The organism is Bacillus sp. EA-CB0995 (genome assembly GCF_055814245.1).
In genome coordinates this window covers 2,144,047-2,161,560 of the sequence record NZ_CP169269.1, presented here as the reverse complement: position 1 = coordinate 2,161,560, position 17,514 = coordinate 2,144,047, and the positions used below count along the sequence as shown (strand labels likewise).

At 34.8% G+C, this 17,514-nt stretch carries 11 protein-coding genes and 6 pseudogenes; 5 read left to right on the top strand and 12 right to left on the bottom strand.

Going from position 1 to position 17,514, the window contains the following annotated elements; genetic code table 11:
- Positions 1 to 67: 67 nt before the first annotated feature.
- Positions 68 to 1,774: an IS200/IS605 family accessory protein TnpB-related protein gene (locus ACEWFJ_RS11240; protein WP_473692196.1), complete on the bottom strand. Its 1,707-nt coding sequence runs from the start codon at positions 1,772 to 1,774 to the stop codon at positions 68 to 70.
- A gap of 344 nt (positions 1,775 to 2,118) precedes the next feature.
- A complete protein-coding gene (locus ACEWFJ_RS11235; protein WP_473692194.1) occupies positions 2,119 to 3,030 on the bottom strand; it encodes a VanW family protein in 912 nt (303 codons plus the stop codon).
- A 422-nt stretch (positions 3,031 to 3,452) separates the two neighbouring features.
- Between ACEWFJ_RS11235 and ACEWFJ_RS11230 the strand changes: the two genes are divergently transcribed.
- Both ACEWFJ_RS11230 and ACEWFJ_RS11225 read left to right on the top strand, forming a co-directional pair.
- Complete coding sequence (locus ACEWFJ_RS11230) at positions 3,453 to 3,767, top strand: hypothetical protein (RefSeq protein WP_473692192.1); 315 nt, start codon at positions 3,453 to 3,455, stop codon at positions 3,765 to 3,767.
- A 114-nt stretch (positions 3,768 to 3,881) separates the two neighbouring features.
- Positions 3,882 to 4,943: a DUF3900 domain-containing protein gene (locus tag ACEWFJ_RS11225; RefSeq protein WP_473692190.1), complete on the top strand. Its 1,062-nt coding sequence runs from the start codon at positions 3,882 to 3,884 to the stop codon at positions 4,941 to 4,943.
- A 284-nt stretch (positions 4,944 to 5,227) separates the two neighbouring features.
- On the opposite strand, the pseudogene ACEWFJ_RS11220 reads toward ACEWFJ_RS11225, so the two are convergent.
- From ACEWFJ_RS11220 to ACEWFJ_RS11195, 6 genes and pseudogenes are all read right to left on the bottom strand, one after another.
- Positions 5,228 to 6,579: pseudogene (locus ACEWFJ_RS11220) on the bottom strand (glycosyltransferase family 4 protein).
- 39 nt (positions 6,580 to 6,618) lie between these two features.
- A pseudogene (locus ACEWFJ_RS11215) lies at positions 6,619 to 7,673 on the bottom strand (phosphotransferase).
- Positions 7,674 to 7,678: 5 nt separating this feature from the next.
- Positions 7,679 to 8,852 (bottom strand): annotated as a pseudogene (locus ACEWFJ_RS11210) (carboxylate--amine ligase).
- Positions 8,842 to 10,169 (bottom strand): annotated as a pseudogene (locus ACEWFJ_RS11205) (glycosyltransferase family 4 protein). The pseudogenes ACEWFJ_RS11210 and ACEWFJ_RS11205 overlap by 11 nt, the downstream one beginning before the upstream one ends.
- Complete coding sequence (locus ACEWFJ_RS11200; protein WP_473692188.1) at positions 10,166 to 10,822, bottom strand: PIG-L deacetylase family protein; 657 nt, start codon at positions 10,820 to 10,822, stop codon at positions 10,166 to 10,168. Before ACEWFJ_RS11200 ends, ACEWFJ_RS11205 begins: the two are co-directional and overlap by 4 nt.
- 347 nt (positions 10,823 to 11,169) lie before the next feature.
- Positions 11,170 to 11,719: pseudogene (locus ACEWFJ_RS11195) on the bottom strand (AarF/UbiB family protein).
- Between the two features lie 198 nt (positions 11,720 to 11,917).
- Here ACEWFJ_RS11195 and ACEWFJ_RS11190 point away from each other — a divergent pair.
- Positions 11,918 to 12,160 carry a DUF1361 domain-containing protein gene (locus tag ACEWFJ_RS11190; RefSeq protein WP_473692448.1) on the top strand — a complete coding sequence of 81 codons (243 nt, stop codon included), beginning with the start codon at positions 11,918 to 11,920 and terminating at the stop codon, positions 12,158 to 12,160.
- A 177-nt stretch (positions 12,161 to 12,337) separates the two neighbouring features.
- Here ACEWFJ_RS11190 and ACEWFJ_RS11185 read toward each other — a convergent pair whose 3' ends face one another.
- Together ACEWFJ_RS11185 and cspD are read right to left on the bottom strand one after the other, a co-directional pair.
- Entirely contained in the window at positions 12,338 to 13,189 is an 852-nt protein-coding gene (locus ACEWFJ_RS11185) for an exonuclease (RefSeq protein ID WP_440603894.1), read from the bottom strand.
- Positions 13,190 to 13,326: 137 nt separating this feature from the next.
- Positions 13,327 to 13,527 carry a cold-shock protein CspD gene (gene cspD / locus ACEWFJ_RS11180; protein ID WP_035430809.1) on the bottom strand — a complete coding sequence of 67 codons (201 nt, stop codon included), beginning with the start codon at positions 13,525 to 13,527 and terminating at the stop codon, positions 13,327 to 13,329.
- A gap of 510 nt (positions 13,528 to 14,037) precedes the next feature.
- On the opposite strand from cspD, the pseudogene ACEWFJ_RS11175 reads away from it, so the two are divergent.
- Positions 14,038 to 15,176: pseudogene (locus ACEWFJ_RS11175) on the top strand (phosphodiester glycosidase family protein).
- A gap of 46 nt (positions 15,177 to 15,222) precedes the next feature.
- On the opposite strand, the gene ACEWFJ_RS11170 reads toward ACEWFJ_RS11175, so the two are convergent.
- Together ACEWFJ_RS11170 and ACEWFJ_RS11165 are read right to left on the bottom strand one after the other, a co-directional pair.
- Entirely contained in the window at positions 15,223 to 15,846 is a 624-nt protein-coding gene (locus ACEWFJ_RS11170; protein WP_473692186.1) for an acetate uptake transporter, read from the bottom strand.
- A gap of 159 nt (positions 15,847 to 16,005) precedes the next feature.
- Positions 16,006 to 16,461: a ferritin family protein gene (locus tag ACEWFJ_RS11165; RefSeq protein ID WP_473692184.1), complete on the bottom strand. Its 456-nt coding sequence runs from the start codon at positions 16,459 to 16,461 to the stop codon at positions 16,006 to 16,008.
- 282 nt (positions 16,462 to 16,743) lie between these two features.
- On the opposite strand from ACEWFJ_RS11165, the gene ACEWFJ_RS11160 reads away from it, so the two are divergent.
- The gene (locus tag ACEWFJ_RS11160; RefSeq protein WP_473692182.1) at positions 16,744 to 17,496 is read left to right on the top strand and encodes a (S)-benzoin forming benzil reductase; all 753 of its coding nucleotides are present in this window, start codon (positions 16,744 to 16,746) and stop codon (positions 17,494 to 17,496) included.
- The last annotated feature ends 18 nt before the right edge of the window (positions 17,497 to 17,514 follow it).

Here is a 17,514-nt window from a genome sequence, read left to right as displayed (position 1 = left end):
TGGATTTTTGATGAAGGGATTCCCAAAAGGGACAACTAAGACAAAATGCTTAGCAGACCATACCCATTCAACAAGGTATGGTTTTTCTGCTTTCAAACTTAGACAAACCTTTTACTTCCAAGTCTGTAAGAGCCCCTGGAGGAAAAAGTTCGTTCACAGAACGAATCTTGTTATGGTTCGAAAGCTCCATCTGATAGAATGTGTGAACACGTAAATCAGACAGGATACCAGACAGCCACTTCCATTGCGCCCAATGATGCAGACCTACCATCTTCTCCGGTAATAGTGAATACAAAATTGGTGGAAGTTTTTCTTTAAATCCCATTTCTCTTCTAGCAATGACATAAGAAGCCGTTTGGTGAATGCTGATACCAAAACGTTTCATATATTTGATTTTACCAATTTGAGAAGTGTACGCTGGATTTACCTCAAATACTGCTATACCCATCTTCTCAGCACGGCTTTTAATAGCTGAAATCATCTTTTTGTAAGCAAACATGCTCATCATCATGTTTGCTTTTTTGTTACCATAAGGGTTCTTAACCTTTGCTTTTGTTGTGTTTAATTTTTCTACAACAATCGGTTTGTTTGCTTTTACAGCAATATCAACTAATGCAATGGCTTCTGCTTCCATGATTTTAGTAATTTGTTCTGATGTTTTACCTAAAATATCAAAGGATAATATACCCGTTTTTATGAGTTGTCCTTGTTTATTGATGTTTGACCAAGCAAAGTGGTCAAAATTACAGTCTACTCCAATGACACCATCGGATTTGCTGAAGTTTTTATTTTGGTTCTCTTCAATATCTATTAAACATTTAAAAATGTAGTAATCCCCGTGGTCTTCAATTGCACAACTAATCGGTTTTCCTGCATTCTTTTTATCTTTGCAATTCCATTGGTTTTGAACAGCTGCATTCACTTGTTCTTGTCCATACGGAAATGTAAGGTTCGGAATTTCAACTGCAACACCGTTTGGTGTTGTAAAGTGTAAAGATTGTGATTCTATATTGTATGTAAATACAAAGTTTCCTGATTTCGCGTCTTTTCGACCTGAAATCAACATTTGACTGTAACGAGCCTGTTCAAAATCCTGAGCCCAAAGTGTATGATTTTGAACATAAGTATCTACAGTATGTTGTGCTTTGAATCGTTTTTTACTCCCAAATACAACAGAAGAAACATTGTTTTTTAAACTATGAAGTAATTTTTGTAGTCTATCCAACCGAAATTCAAGGTTACCTAAACGAGAACGAAGTGTTTGAATACGCACATTTAAATATTCATGCTCAAATTGATAGGCGTGATAGTAAATATCCGTTCTCTCTTTAAATTGCACAACAAAATATCGTCCCATTTGTTGTTCTTTGGACGTTTTATTGAACTTTGGCTTTCCTTTGATAAAAGATGTTTTCATTTTATTCAGCACTGTCAAATCTGACTTGGTTTTCTTAATCTTCTTTTTTACAGCTTTAATCTGTTCATTTTTATTTTCGATATACAATTTCTTCAATTCTGTCTGAGAAGAAAACAGCGCATTGGCCTCCTGCACAGCACTATTTGCATAATAGTCATTCAGACTAAATCGTGATTTTACAGTAATTTGCATACTATCAGAATTTCTGGAGGTACCAGAACGTTTTTCTAACACTTGCGTTTGAAAAGCGAAATGCTTCGCACGATTAAATACGAAAAGAGCATGTCCAATAGCTTCAACATACTTCGGATTCAGTGCATTCTTATAGATACGAATTGAAAAATATGCTTTTTTCATTGGACAAGCTCCTTTCTTATTTTGTATACACAAAGTATACCAAAAAGGAACATACGTTTCCATCTATATACTTAAAAAAACAAAAAAGGTGCTTGCATAAGAAGCACCTTTTTTGTTTTTTATTACAACCCGTTATTTTTCTTTATTCAAATTCCTTCGACTCACACTTTTTAAAGGAATGACCTACTACATTTATCCCGCATTAACGGGCAGTAAGACCCCCACCTCAAGATTCAGAGAAAAACGAAGAAGATAGGTAGGGGATAACTGCCCGTAAAAGCTCGATTGGTTCAACTAACCATCAGTGGGGAATGAAGAAAACCCCCACTGATGGAAGTTTCACTTTATCTTACAGCACGTACCTCTGCGATTAATTTCTGACCTTCTATGTACATCACAAGCTTAACTGGAGTTTCATTTGGATTTTCAAATACTAAATCTAAATAAGGATACGCAATCGTTGCATCTCTACCTTTAGGTACATAGCCTACTTGTTTGGAATGTGTTGATCTCTCTACCATTGTTAACCCTGCTTGATCTGCAGCATTAAACAGTGTAGAAGAAGTTTGACATACACCACCGCCATATCCATCTACTAATTTACCATCTATAATCTCTTTTCCTAATTGGTACCCTTTATCAGGTGTTGTATCACCTATTAAAGCATTGAAGGAAAATCTATCTCCCTTTCCTAATACAACTCCATTGACAGTGCTTGCAGACAAACGAATATTTTCTATTCTACCACCAGTAGAACCTCCTAAATTCGTTTCATATCTTCCTAAAACTGCTCCATTGCCAGTTGCATCTTCTGGTTTTGCTACAGGCTTTTTCTCTACAATCGGCAGCTGATAAGAAGAATCCCACAATCCTACATTCATCAATTGATCTATTAACTCTTTTTCCATTAATTCATAAGAGGGTTTCCCTTCTATCCATTTACCATCACTTGTCATACGAGAAGGAACCATCTTTGTATCGATACTCTTTCCAAGTTCGCTAACAACCTTAGTAACTTCCTTTTTAAATTTATTCTCATCTTCAAAATAACCTAAACTTGCTAAATCTAGTTTTTTTACTTCTTTTCCACTTCTTCCATCTACTAAACTTATACTTTTATTTACTTCTTCCTTCGCTTGTGCAACATTCTCACCTGCACCACTCACTAATGTGACCTCACTAGCCTTCGGACTACATCCGCTAACTACGCCTATACATAGTGCCCCTATCATCAAACCTCGAACCTTTTTTAACAATCTACTCTCTCCTTTTATTCTCTATCTTTTTCTATTTCTAATTCAAACAAGTCTATGTATGATCACATTATTTCACAATATTACTTTTATTACATTATCATTACATTTCCATCATACTTTAAATTACTCTTTTCTTTCTTAAATGTCTACATATATTTACTAAAAAATCTTTAACTTTGTTAAAAATTTTATCTCACCCTTTTTATCCATTATATACCAACAAGCTCATTAGAAACAATTTTTTATCGATCAATATTTTACTATGTTTATAATACGTATATTTATAATAAATAATGACTCATTTTAAGGCTAACTGTTTAATGGCCATACAAAAAGAAAAGGTGACCTATCATAATGTCAGCCATCCACTCCCGCACATACAGTATGATAAATTCAATCAATTTATAGAATGGAGGTTGTCTATGTATCCTTACAATCCATATAATCCTTATATCCCACAACAATACGATATACAACTACAATATGAACAATATATAGAACCTATGCAGCAATACGATCCATACGACCCAAATCGTCAATTTCCAATTCCTATCTCATTTCCAGGCAGTGGCAGCCGTGAGCTAGAACGTCGTGTAAATGAGATAGAGAAAAGAGTAAACCAACTTCAACAAGTTGTAGAACGCCAATCACGCCGCTTAAATAGACTAAATCAACGTCTACGCGTTGTTGAAAACAAATTAAACATCCCACTTACACCATACGAAGATGGATTTTAATATGTAAAACAAAAAATATGAAAGGAAGGGCTTCCCCTTCCTTTCTTAAATTGACGAATGTTTTCTCCATCTCTATACTGAAAAGAGTTAATGAAACGAAACAAGGTGATAATCATGGATTTTGAAATCAATTTTCTTTCCTTTTACGTCGTACAAGTAGACGGACAAGGTGAACAAGCAGATAAACGTTATAAACATTTTCAAACGTTAGATGCACAAGAATATGAGGACAGTTCACTAAAAGACTTTCTAGACGGCGAATTATTAAAAATCTCAAAACGAAAAGTAGACCGTCATCCCAAAAGTGAACAAGTCCCAACAAAAATAGGCCGCTTTATCGTTGAAGTTGGGCACGAATTAGATTCGAATCCGAACTACAACCTATTTAACCGCATTCGCTTTGCAGAAACGAAAGAAACATTTAAGGATGTAAATGAACCGCTCGTTTATACATATATTGATACAAGCGCTGTACGCGGCGGTGTATTTCTCGTTGCCCAAGCAAAGCTTCGCAAATACTTCGACGATCCGTTCGTCTTTGTAATGAAATGTGACTTCGAACCAAAAGTCGCTTCTATTTCTGATGAAGCAACACTAATCCGAAACGTCGAAATGGCAATCACAACGAAAAACATGAAGTCGATTCAATATCCATACATGCCAGAAGAAGGCATCGTGGAAGTTGGCGAACTAAAAATCCACCAAGCATCTCACGCCCGCTACTTCGAAGACTTCTTAAAATTCGTTGAGTACGAGCGTTCCATGCCAGAAATTATGAAAACACAAGTTATGGATATGGTATACGACCAAATTGAAGACGTGTTTGAAGAAGGTACAGAGGAACGGGAACACTTCGACCAAGCGATGGAAGTATGGGCTGCAAGTCCTAAGCGTGAAATTATGGAGCATTTCACAACAGAAGAAGTAATGGAAGCTACCGCACAAATTGTGGAGCATACCCCTGAGATTGAATTAAAGCTAAAGGCAGACCATATTTCTGTGAAGGCCTTACTTGCGGATTTTGGAGACCAGATTCATATTGCGAAGGTTAATGATAAATATGTACTGATGATTGAGGCGGATTCACTTACGTTTGAAAAAGGTTTCTCCCCTATTGAGTTTTTGAAACCTGATGAGTTAGAGAAGGTAGTAGAGCGGATTGCAAGGAAGTCGTGAAATAAAGGACATTTTAGTGATACTAAAATGTCTTTTGTATTTGGCAATCTAGAAATACACCCTTATAGTTATTAAGAATCTCAGCCTTTCTCATTCAATTACATTGTAATAGAAAAGTTGAAGTTTTTCATATAGTATCTTTAACAGATACTTACCATTAGCCGAATTGACCCCGATGCCTCATGGCAAAAGCTCTCTATTCCATTAGCAAAAGTATTTATAACTAATATTTTCACATTCTTGATTCAGAATAATTCTCCTTCATAGATTGAGTCATCATCTTTCTATGAAGGCATTCCATACAGATTCTGCATATCGCTCATAAAAGAGTGATAGATTTTTTCTACCTTTGAGACCATCACATCTTGAGTTAGATGTTGTCGTGAATAGGCCTGAGCCTCTCTTCCTAATCGTTCACGAAGACCCTTATTGCTTAAAAGCAATTTAAGAGCATCGGAAAGTTGTTGCACATTGCCTGGGTCACAAATGATCCCTGTTTTTCCGTGTTGAATCATTTCTGGTATGCCACCGCAATTTGTTGTAATAATAGCTTGACGAGAAAACATAGCTTCAATAACTGAAATAGGAAAATTATCGTTAATGGTAGGTAAAACATAGATTGCAGAAGAGGAAAGAATTTCTGGTATATCTATTCTTCTACCAAAGAACCTAATATTATCGAGACCCAGTTGTAGCACTTGGTTTTCTAATCTTTCTCTCATAACACCATCACCAACAATCCATACCTCTACATTAGACAAATCTTGTTGAATTTGCGAGAGCGCTTTCAAAAAGATGTCATGGCCTTTTCTAGGAGAAAGACGAGAAACACAGGAAATTACAAGATTATCATTACACTTCTGTTTAGATATAGAATTTTGATGAAAAGGTATACCTGTATGAACAGTAATCAATTGTTCTGCCTTTGCCCCGTATTCTTTTAAAGGAGAATGAAAGGAATTGCTGATCGTTATGATTTGATCGGATGCTCTTATTCCCTGTTTTTCAATTTCACTAAAATACGCTTCTTCAATTGATCCTTTTTTTATTTTATCGAATTTTAATCGACTTTCTGTAAAATGCCCATGCGGTGTAAAAAAAGAGGTTTCTTATATTCTAGATTTAGTTGTCCTAATAAAAAGACAGCAAATAAATCTTGCGCATGAAACACATCATATTGTTCTAGCTTTTTTTCCCTTAAGAAAGACTTAAACACGTTCAAAAAGCTCGTGTTTTTTATAATTTTTTCATTAGCTGTACCATATCGTTGTAACATAAAATCCCTTGCATGTTTAGCAGCCTGCGGAATGTCTTGTTCTAGATGAACTGCTGTCATTTGAGTAGGAGAGATGACATCTACGTCATGACCATACTTCTCAAAACCTGTTTTTAAGGAAGTAATATAGTTTGATAATCCCCCTGTATTGGGATATTTTAAAAATGTTACATAAAGAATTTTTAAATTTTTCGTTTTACTTGGTATACTATCTTTTTTGATTCCAAACGTCTGAAACGGTTTGATTACATAATTTTTTTTACTATCTATTTGATAATATTCATCCATAACTTTTAGCAGGCTCGCATGGAAGGGACAAATACATTCATTTTGCTCTTCCTGTGTTGTGTTCAGAAGTATCTCCCCCTAACTCAGCTAATGATGAAAGTTTTATATATGTTATAAGCCTAATTCTCTTCCCCAGGTCGAAATTTTTTCAAGGTGATACGGCAATAACTCACCGCCGCGATTATCAAATATTCTTCGTAGCTGGGTATGCAGTCCTTTTTCTAATGTTCTCTGCAAATATGCCATTTTATAAAGGTCCATTGGAGCGGTTTTAAATTTAATACCCTTCTTCTTCATTTCTTTTGCATAGAATTCCACACAATGTGTACGAATTTCTTCTGCATGGCCCTGCCAATCTTTTCTAAAACCTAATAATATTTCAACTAAAACAACCATATCAAACCAGACGGGTGCATATTTAACTGACTCCCAATCAATAAATTGAATATTCCATGGTGCATTTAGTGTCACATTGTTGCTACAAATATTTTGCATATGAAGATCACCATGTGTTATCGATGAACCATTTTTAAATAGTTCCGGGAAAAATCCGGTCCCTTATTACATATTTTTACTAGAGATTTATAATAAGGTTTAATGATCTCCCTTAACCGGTCGTCTTTCATCGCATCATCAAGAAAATTAATCGTCTTTCCAATGTATTTTGTTCGATCATTTCTCATTTGGCTCGATTCATAAATGGGGAGCCAAGATTCCCAAACATCTTTATGCTTTTTAATCTTGTCTTCAAATGTGTGTGCGTGAAGTTTGGCAACAGTAGGGATAATGTAGTCAAAATGCTTCGGAGAGAAGGTAATCTGACCGCGTACTTGGCGTACAAATTCCATGAATATCCAAGTTTCATTTCCATTTTGTTCAATATGATATATTTTAGGAAGAAATTCTTTCAATATAGGATAAGCTCTATCATATATATTAATCTCTATTTCATTTTTGTAATCTGCTGAATTATATATTTTTAAAATGATAGGATAGTAATCAGCTTTTGTTCGAATAAATAATTTGTATATGCTACTTCTTCTTGTTGATTTTAAACACTCTATTTTATCGGAATCTATTACAACTCTCTTATCCATTGAATAAGAGAGTTTTTCTACAATTTTTAACTTTTCAAAATGATAGGATAATGTTTTTGCCTCGTACAATGTTTTCATTCCTTTCGCTTTCGTTTCCAGGCGTTTATCAAATGAGACCATGTGCTTCTAATGAATGGCATTGGATCATCCCATGCAAACAAAGCAAACTCTTTTTTGCCTCGTAACCCTTCATAAAAATCTTTAAACGTCATTTCAGCTCTTTTTTCTTATGGCGGAATGTTAAATAATACCGCACAAGATAGATCCATTTGATACCATCTATTTGTTTAAGTCTCGGCGCTGGATTTTGCTTGGTTAAATATAAATAATACATGTAAACAAAATCGATACCGGCAGGCCCTGTCAGACTATGCGTTAACCAAAAGCGAGGGTTTATTTCAATAAACTTATAAACACCATCGCGAGGGTCCTTTTTAAACTCTGCCATAGCAATACCTTTAAGGTTAATATTTTCAAAAAAGGTAAGCATATATCCACTAATTCTGGAACTTGTTTACTAACGATGTGAGCCCCTGTTCCAAATTCAGCTGGAAATTGATGATTCTTTTGTAAAGAAAATAACGCTAGTAACTCCATGTTGTCGTCATAAAATGTGGCAACTTTATAAAAACATTGATTGTCGCCAGGAATGATTTCCTGAAGGATGAGTTTTCCATGCTGTCGATACAATTTATACTCATTTCTAAGTTGGTCTGGATTCTGTATGAGAATGGCCTTTTGATTTATCTTTTTTCGAAACTCATGCCCCAAAACCGGCTTTAATATACATGGGAAGTCGAGGCTCAATATTGCTTCTTCCAATTGTTCTTGCTTCTTAATCACATACGTTTTAGGACATGGAATATTATGTTTGACTGCCAGTTCATACATTTTATGTTTATTCAGTGTTTCTTCAATCAACGAATGTTCAGGGAACAAAAATAAATAGTAGTTAGACAGCTCTATTCGATATTTTGAAATGAATACCACATAATCATCCGCACCTGTATACAAAATGGGTTTCAATTTAAATTCTTTAGCTAAGTTGATTAGAAAAGTGAGTAATTCCTTTTCTTCAGATAAAGGGCTTGGGCATACTCCACATGAAGCGAGGCGTGATTTTCCTATTTTATAAGGTTTCTCTACATCAAATGCATAAACCTTGATTCCTTTTCTCGCTAAGCTTCTAATAATTCCAATTCCATTAGCGCTTAAATCTAGTACAACCGCTGCATGTTCATGATTCATAGAGTTCTTCCTCACCTAAATACTTTTTGTAGATTTTTTCGATATTCGCTACCATTGTCTCTCTAGTTAAATGCTTCTTAGCGAACTCTCTTGCATTTTTACCCAACTGCTCTCGAGCTTTTTGATTTTCAATGGCGAACTTTAATGCGCGTGCCAATTTATTTGTATCTCCTGCATCGACAAGGATACCTGTCTTAGAGTGGTTAATCAGTTCAGGTATACCTCCTAATGGTGTGGAAATGACACAAACCCCACTATGCATAGCCTCAATAATAGAAACAGGCAGGCTGTCATTTAAAGTTGGAAGTACAAAAATATCAGTTTTACTTAAAATGTCTGGCACATCATCTCTTGCCCCTAAAAACTCCACCATGGAAAGATTCGAATCATCGACTTGTTCCTCTAACTTGTCTCTCATCTCACCATCTCCGACAATGAGTACTTTAACGTTGTCAGTATATTTGCTTCCCATTTGTGAAAGAGCGTCAAGTAATATATTATGGCCTTTTCTTGGGCCTAATCTAGCGACACATGTAATAACGAGTTTCTTATGCGCTGATGTATTTTTTGTATGATACTTATCAGGATAATCAATGCCCGTCAACACAGTTGTCATGTTCTCTCGCTTTGCCCCCAACTGCATTAATGGACGCCGAAATGAATCACTGAGAATAATAAGGTGATTGGCAAATTCAATGGCCTTTCTTTCTAATACTGTATAATAGACTTCTTCCAGCGAACCTTTTTGAAATATGCCAAACCTCAGCCGGTTAAAAGTATACATTCCATGGGGGTAAATAATAATTTTTTCCCATAGTACTCGTTAATTCTTCCTAATATATTAGCTGTAAACAAATCTTGCGCATGGAGGATATCATATTTTTTAAAGTTAATATTATCAAGTAACATTTTTTCATAGATATACATATTTCTTTGATTTCTAACAATTGTGCTATTATAATTTTCATAACGTGTTTTAAAAAAATTTTTTAATTCGGGAACAACCGATTCACGCATCTTTTCTACTCGGCTTTGAGAAAATTGATTAGGAGAGATAATGTCGACATGATGTCCCTGTTGTCTTAAACCTTCACTAAGTGCCGTAATATAATTAGATAATCCTCCAGTATGAGGATAGTCCCAAAACGTAGCAATTAATATGGAAAGATTTTTCTTTTTAGACCTCTTCGACTCTGTATTTGTATAACGTTCTTGCATTGTACTCTTCTTTTTTTGTGTTGAAAATGATCGAATTCCAAAATATTTATCCAATGATTTGATTACATAGGGATACGGAAACTCAAGTTTCATTTTCATTCCCAGACCCTCCTTACTACTTCGAACGCTTCGGCGTATGGTACACCAATCGTCATTCCCCTAACTCTTCCTAAATATTGAATTCCTTCGTATGAACGAGGATGAGGAAAATCTCTCATTTCTACATCGTAATGCTTGAGTGCCGCAATCTTTGAATCCATTTGATTTGTAATGTTGACAAAATAATTAGGTTTGAAAGATTTATCATTCGTGTGGATATTCCACTCACTAGAGGAAACGGTTTCAAATGTAATTAATTCTATCGGTTGTTGGTTTGGTAGAGGTCGAGTCGCAGTTAAAACCGCTTGAAAAGTAATATAATGGTCAATATTGAGATCTCCATAATGATGTGTGAAGATTTTGTTCGGTTTATAAATCTGTATTAAGTGTTCTATTTCTTTCGTTAATTGATGCAGTGGAATTAATTCCAATTCTAAATTAGCATTCTGGAGGAATATCACTTCTTCAATACCTATCGCCTTATTTGCACACCGACCTAGGTGCTGTATGTGATGAGCTTCCTCTTTTCTTCCTAGAGCAGTAATAATTGAAATTACCCGATGTCCTTCATCTACTAATCTTTTTAAAGTTCCGCCAGATCCTAATAACTCATCGTCAGGATGTGCGCCAATGACTAAAATACACTCTTTCATTAGTATTCTCACTCCTTGTACTTCTTAATTTATGATTAATACCGCAAAAAGAAACCGTCATTAGCGGAAAACCCGCTTTTATTTATTACTAACAAGCAATATTCAAGCCTTATAATCTATTGAGATTTATATGCTTCTGCCTTATATGATAAAGAAAATTTCCCATCACTGAAGGTTCCTTTAATCCTCGCTGATGGAAAACTCTTGCCAACCAAGCACATATTAGTAATTATTCCCCGTACCTATCCTTTAATGGCATTCTTACCAACTGAAAATTCTGAAAAACGAAAACATAGCGGTGGTTTTAATATTCAAAAACAATAATATATCATCCAAGACACTTCGTTTTACTGATAATCCATCCATTTATTATAAATCGATGGTCGTATATTCCTCACATGCTTTAAAAAATCCTGTGCTAGTCCAATTTTTTTAAACCCCTCTAATAACTTAGTAGGAGCCTTACTATTTGAAGTAAAAGCTCTCTTATGGTCAATGACCTTTAACTGACCTTCTTCATTTATTAAAACATGTCTCACTTCCGTGTCCCATCTAGTAAATCCTAGGTTTTTTAATTCATTTAACATTATTAATATTTTTCTGGCTAATTCTTCTGTGATTTTTTTCTTTTTTCAAGTGACGTGCAAGTGAAATTCCATGTATATACTCCATAACAATATAATTTTCTCCATATTCATAAAGTCGTGGAATAATAGGTGATGATTGTCCAATTTCCAAAGCTTTCAACTCTTTTTTTTGAGTTTCTTCCAGAAAAAATATTTTCACGCATTTATCATTGGTTAATTGATATACTTCCCCATCCTTCCCATCCCCAATGAGCTTATATTTTTCCACATCCCGTCTACTTACTCTTCTTTTGTTAAAGTATGCTTTCATTTTATTGTCCCTTCATTAAGATTTCGTAAATTTATATATCATCTCACATTCTATGATTCATCACTTACATATGTAACCTAGACCAATATATTATTTTTATAAATTGATTCCATTCATATATTCTTTTAGTAGATATTATTTTAAAATACATGAAAAAATAATATAGCAAAAATTAAAAAGGTCATTCATTTTAAATAAATAGGAAGATTTCTTCGCTTTCACTCCATTCATTTATTTACTGGGCCATTTTCGTTATTTATTCAATTGCTGCGTTCATTGAATGGAGATTTTCTACAGTTCATAGTATGGATGAGTATTTTACAGCTTATCATTTGTGGGTTATTCTTAGATCCAAGAAGGAGCAACTTTTCATTATCGAAGATAACAATAGGAGTTGTTATCTTCACAAATTTACATTTCTATCCTTTTGTATCGATATGAAAAATCTGTATGGTGGGGATGTATTAGGTTTTTCTTGTCCTTTGGTCTTAATGTGCATGTTTATCTCGCATTAACGGGGGGAAAAATTCCTTCTATAGCAAATCATAATGCCATTTCTTTTACCGTCGCCTTCACGGGAATACTATCCCAGAATTCCCGCTCTTCTTATAAATTCTATTATGTTTTATTCCCTTGATTATTATTATTCATTGCAGCCAATACTTGAAGTTGCTGTTTAGCTTTCTTCAAAGCAGTATTGAAGTAATTTTGTAACAGTAGTAAGGTCGTACGATTGAAATGATATTGATCAGATACATTCTCCCATGTCTTACTATTTATGAATGTATCCCATGTCAAGTGAGAATTTCCGTTTTTCTTTACCTCTTTAAATACCCATCTTTTCATTTTCTTTTTACCCTTATCAGTTAAAGAGCCATTTTTTACGAGTATGAGTTCCACATTTCTCTTGTATCGTTTATGAATATCCTTTTGCTTAGCCGCTGTGAGAAATATATTCGCGGTGTTCTTGGCATCCGAGAAGGCACGGTGCTGTTTTCCTTCCCATTCTAAAGCCAATTGTGCCACTGCAAGTTTCAAACTTGGTGGATTTAGGAATAATTCTTTATAGGCATGAAATACAAATCTCTGTAAATCAAATCTTCTTTCCTTCCCAAGATCAAGGCACTCCACATTGTATCGTACACAATCTTCCGTTAGAAATCCGTAATCTTCTTTCCCCCACGTTACAAACATATAATCTTCTCCAACAAACTCACGAAATCTCTCGATTACCTTAGGAAATTTTTCTACACCTTTTACATCTTGCTTTGTAATTCCTGTTAATTTTGTTGTATGACGAGATATAGATGCCGATGGTTTCACTAACGAAGAGAAAAACTCGATAATGCTCATTGTACTTGCTTCAATCTTAATAGCTCCAATATCAACAATTTCCGTTGGAGCATCTGATTGGTAAGGTCTAAAATTCCGCTCAATATCAAATACAATATAATATTTTGGTTCATACATACTACATACCTCTTCCTTATCTCTTCTTAACATTATATCCCCAATCTCTAATATGTATTAACAATACAATATCGCAAATATTCTCTATTTTAGGGTACTAAAAAAAGAGAAGGGGATTCCCTTCTCTTTCATTTCAATTACTTTTTAGTTACGTTAGTAGCTTGTGGTCCACGGTTACCTTGTTCAACTTCGAAAGTAACTTCTTGACCTTCTTCTAAAGTCTTGAAGCCGTCGCCTTGGATAGCTGAGAAGTGAACGAATACGTCTTCTCCACCTTCAACTTCGATGAAACCGAAACCTTTGTCAGCGTTAAACCATTTTACTTTACCGTTTTGCATGAAAAAATCCTCCTAAAATATGTACCTTTACGTACATGTCCATTTTCAACCACTTTACAAATAATAATTAGACATTAAAAAACTGCAACCCAGAGAAGATTTAACATTGCTATCCCCTCTTAAGTTACAGCTTATTTAAATCTCTATGGTATTAAAAGTAAAATGGTTTAACATCACTATACACCTTTATTAGAATAAAAGCAAATGTTTATTTCATGTTTTTTCGTAACCTCATCAATTGGCTGGTTTAATACCTTTCACTTCTTTATTTTTTCTATTGAATTATCTTACATGTCTTTGTTCCTGCCCTCCCACCACATAATGCTCATTCTTGTTATTAACGTTCCAGCCGTTCACTATTTTTTCATTCAGTCGCTATTAATCTGACCGTTTTCATTGTAATTTAACGATATACATTCATATTTACCTCTTGTCAAATTATTCATATCATTCTATTGTAAATAAACAAATCAAATAAAAAAACGAATTTCTCATACAAAAAACTAAGGAATGAATTATATAAGAGGAGTTTTCAGAATGAAAAAACATCTAACAAAAGTGATAAAGGTATCTTCCATGTTATTACTTATTTTCATTTTAATTGGTGCTGGTATTTTGTTTGGTACTCCGTATGGACATAAATTGCGTGTAATTGCTGCGGAAAGTATTCTAACTTCGCAACACCGCAATTTAGCAAAATTTACCTTTTTATCACAACAAGAACTGGATGATATTTCAAATTCCATTAATAATCCAAAGTGGAAAAACAGCCAATCTCTTGGTTTTCAGAAACTTTCAAAACAGCAATTAGAAGCGAAAAAACATATACCGCTTCATATAAAAATCGAAACCATTCAAAAAAAATATGCGGATCATTATTTTGAAGGTAAGCTCATGACAATTAGCAATCCTCTTAATGTAAAACTTGTAACACAGCAAGGTACACAAGGTAGCGATGTTGGTGAAAAAATTTACGTGATGGCGAAGCGAAATCACGCAATTACTGCAGTAAATGCAAGTGGATTTTCAGATGAAACGGGACATGGGGGCGGTAAAGAGGGGCTAGGCATTGTTATCGAGAACGGACAAGTTATCCATACACCAAAAGATATAAATTCACCGACTATTATTACCGGCTTAACAAAATATGGACAAATGGTAACAGGTGATTACTCTGCACAGCAATTGCTGAATAAAAATGTTGTTTCTGCAGCTGGTTTTATGCCCCAACTTATCGTAAATGGCGAAAAAATGCTTACGAATGATGGAGGCTGGGGATATGGTCCACGAAGCATTATGGCTCAAAAAAAGATGGCTCAATTATGTTTCTTATCGTAGATGGTAGACAACCTCACAGCATTGGCGCTTCTTTAAAAGATTGTCAGGATCTTTTATATGACGAGGGCGCTGAAAACGCGATGGCTATGGATGGTGGTTCTTCTGCAACTATGTATGCCTTAGGAGATATATTAAACATCCCTTCCACTTTATCTCATAAGTCTCGTTATCTTCCGAACTGCTGGGTTGTAACTGCCAATAACAATCAAAAAGTGGATGTAACAATTGATGGTCACGTAGCTGAAGCTTCAAAGATTGCGGAAGTTACAGGAACATCCGCTGTTGCTTCTAACGAAGCAAAAAGCAGTTAAGTATCTTATAGATACTTAACTGCTTTTTTCTGTTTCATTCATGCTGCTATGTTTTATTTTTGAAGATACCAAATGGCTTACCAACAGGTAATACAACTTTTCCGAAGTGCGTATTTAATACTGCAGCTGCTGATCCATAGAATGAAAGCAGTGAAATAAGCATTTCAGAAATTGCTGCTAATTTATGCATCGCATGTGGCATAACACCTAAAGTACTAAATGAAAGACCAATAAATAAGAAATCAATAAGTACAAAAATCATAAATAATACTTTATGTGTTTCCATTGCGCCAATTGTCATAAATAAGCTAAAAATTAAGTAACCAACAAATGCTACTCCAAGTTGCTTTGGATCCACAGTTGCTGCTAATTTTTCACCAAATACTCCAAGTTGAATTAACCATGAAGTCCCAACGCCAAACCAAAACAATGCAAATCCACCAAACGCAGTTGTTCCGAATGTATTGTTATGCTTTGCATCGTTAATGCATGCAAATAATTGAGCAAAACCTCCTAAAAAGATTGCCCATGGCACTACAAATGAGATGCCACTTGTTAAGCCAAGTTTTTGTGAGGACGCAACAAGTGTAACCATTGCAAGCCCAAATAAGCCAAGTGCAGACGGATCTGCTGTTGTCATTTTCACATGATGTGTAGTTTGCTTTTCCATAAAACCCTCCTGATTTAAACACATACTTGAATACAATACTGAAATCAGAAGGCACTGTCAATCTTTTTATTGATACACATAAATTATGAATTTTCATAGATGTATTTTTACGAGTGCGATGGCAAAAAAAACTAGACAAAATTGTCTAGTATCCTTAAATTATGATAAAGAAGATAATAAAAAACCAAAGCGCATTGCATGCTCTATTTCATCTGTCATCGCCCGAAAGAAAACATCTCGAACGGCTAAGTTTTGCGTTAATAAATAAGCATTTCGATAATCTTCATACGCTTCTAGTTCATCTTCATATGCACGTTCTAATCCTTCTTTATAAGAAGAATATTGAGTTTGCACCACTTGATACGTTGGCTGCTGTCCAGTTAGTGTTGTAAACAATTGTATAAATTGTTGTAAATGTACTTTTTCGTCTTCTAATGCATGTAAAATATCTTTTTTATGTCTTGCATTTGGTGCTTCCTTTACAAGCCGACTATAAAAATCAATCGCAGCAGCTTCGCCTTTAATAGCTTCTAAAATAGCTTGTGACACTTGGTTATACGTTCCCTCATATACCCGATATAGATGATTATATGAGTTAGGGGTTACATAGTACATACCTACTCCTCCTCGAAATAATACATTACTCTATTGTATGTAGACGCATTAATTCCGTTCAGTTTAGTTTATCCCGCATTAACGGGCAGTAAGACCCCCACCTCAAGATTGAGAGAGAGGCAAAGAAGATAGGTGGGGGATAACTGCTGGCATGCGCCCGATTGGTTCAACTAACCATCAGTGGGGATGAACCCCCCACTGATGGAAGTTTCACTTTATTTTCGCGTATTAAAAAAGAATGTCTTATACTATTACATATATAATGAAAGGAGATTTAGATATATGCGTTATGTAATATTAACAGGAACTTCCCGAGGATTAGGTGAAGCAATTGCTACACAATTATTAGAACAAGAAACGAAACTCATCTCTATATCACGTAAACAAAACGAACAACTTATTGAACAAGCACAACATCTTAATATTCCGTTTGATTTTTATTCGTTTGATCTACAAGAGATTCATCAAATTGAATCATTGATGGAAAATATCTTTTCGAACATTGATGTAAAAACTGTTTCTTCTATTCACCTTATTAATAACGCCGGTATGTTAGCACCAATGAAACCAATTGAGCGGTCAGAAAGTGAGCAATTAATTGCAAATGTCCATGTAAATTTAGTAGCTCCCATGTTACTTTCTTCAGCCTTTATGCAACATACGAAAGACTGGAATATAGACAAACGTATCATTAACATCTCTTCTGGTGCTGGACAAAAACCATACTTTGGCTGGGGAGCATACTGCACCGCCAAAGCTGGTATTAATATGTTCACAAAATGTATTGCAGCAGAAGAAACTGATAAAGGCTATCCTGTAAAAATTATTTCTTTTGCGCCAGGTGTTGTAGATACAGAGATGCAAACAGAAATTAGACAAACATCAAAAGAAGACTTTATTAATGTAGACCGTTTCTTAGCCTTGAAAGAAGATGACCATTTACTTTCACCAAATTATGTAGCAAAAGCCGTTATTGATTTATTAGAAACAGATAACTTTCAGCAAGGCGGCATTGTACGCATTGATGAAAATTAAAAAACTCGCTAGTAGCGA

Bases quoted from the DNA above. Each gene is read 5' to 3' on its own strand.
- ACEWFJ_RS11240 (WP_473692196.1), bottom strand. From the start codon at position 1,774: ATGAAAAAAGCATATTTTTCAATTCGTATCTATAAGAATGCACTGAAT.
- ACEWFJ_RS11230 (WP_473692192.1), top strand. From the start codon at position 3,453: ATGTATCCTTACAATCCATATAATCCTTATATCCCACAACAATACGAT.
- ACEWFJ_RS11185 (WP_440603894.1), bottom strand. From the start codon at position 13,189: ATGTATGAACCAAAATATTATATTGTATTTGATATTGAGCGGAATTTT.
- ACEWFJ_RS11170 (WP_473692186.1), bottom strand. From the start codon at position 15,846: ATGGAAAAGCAAACTACACATCATGTGAAAATGACAACAGCAGATCCG.
- ACEWFJ_RS11225 (WP_473692190.1), top strand. From the start codon at position 3,882: ATGGATTTTGAAATCAATTTTCTTTCCTTTTACGTCGTACAAGTAGAC.
- ACEWFJ_RS11165 (WP_473692184.1), bottom strand. From the start codon at position 16,461: ATGTACTATGTAACCCCTAACTCATATAATCATCTATATCGGGTATAT.
- ACEWFJ_RS11160 (WP_473692182.1), top strand. From the start codon at position 16,744: ATGCGTTATGTAATATTAACAGGAACTTCCCGAGGATTAGGTGAAGCA.
- ACEWFJ_RS11200 (WP_473692188.1), bottom strand. From the start codon at position 10,822: ATGAAAGAGTGTATTTTAGTCATTGGCGCACATCCTGACGATGAGTTA.
- cspD (WP_035430809.1), bottom strand. From the start codon at position 13,527: ATGCAAAACGGTAAAGTAAAATGGTTTAACGCTGACAAAGGTTTCGGT.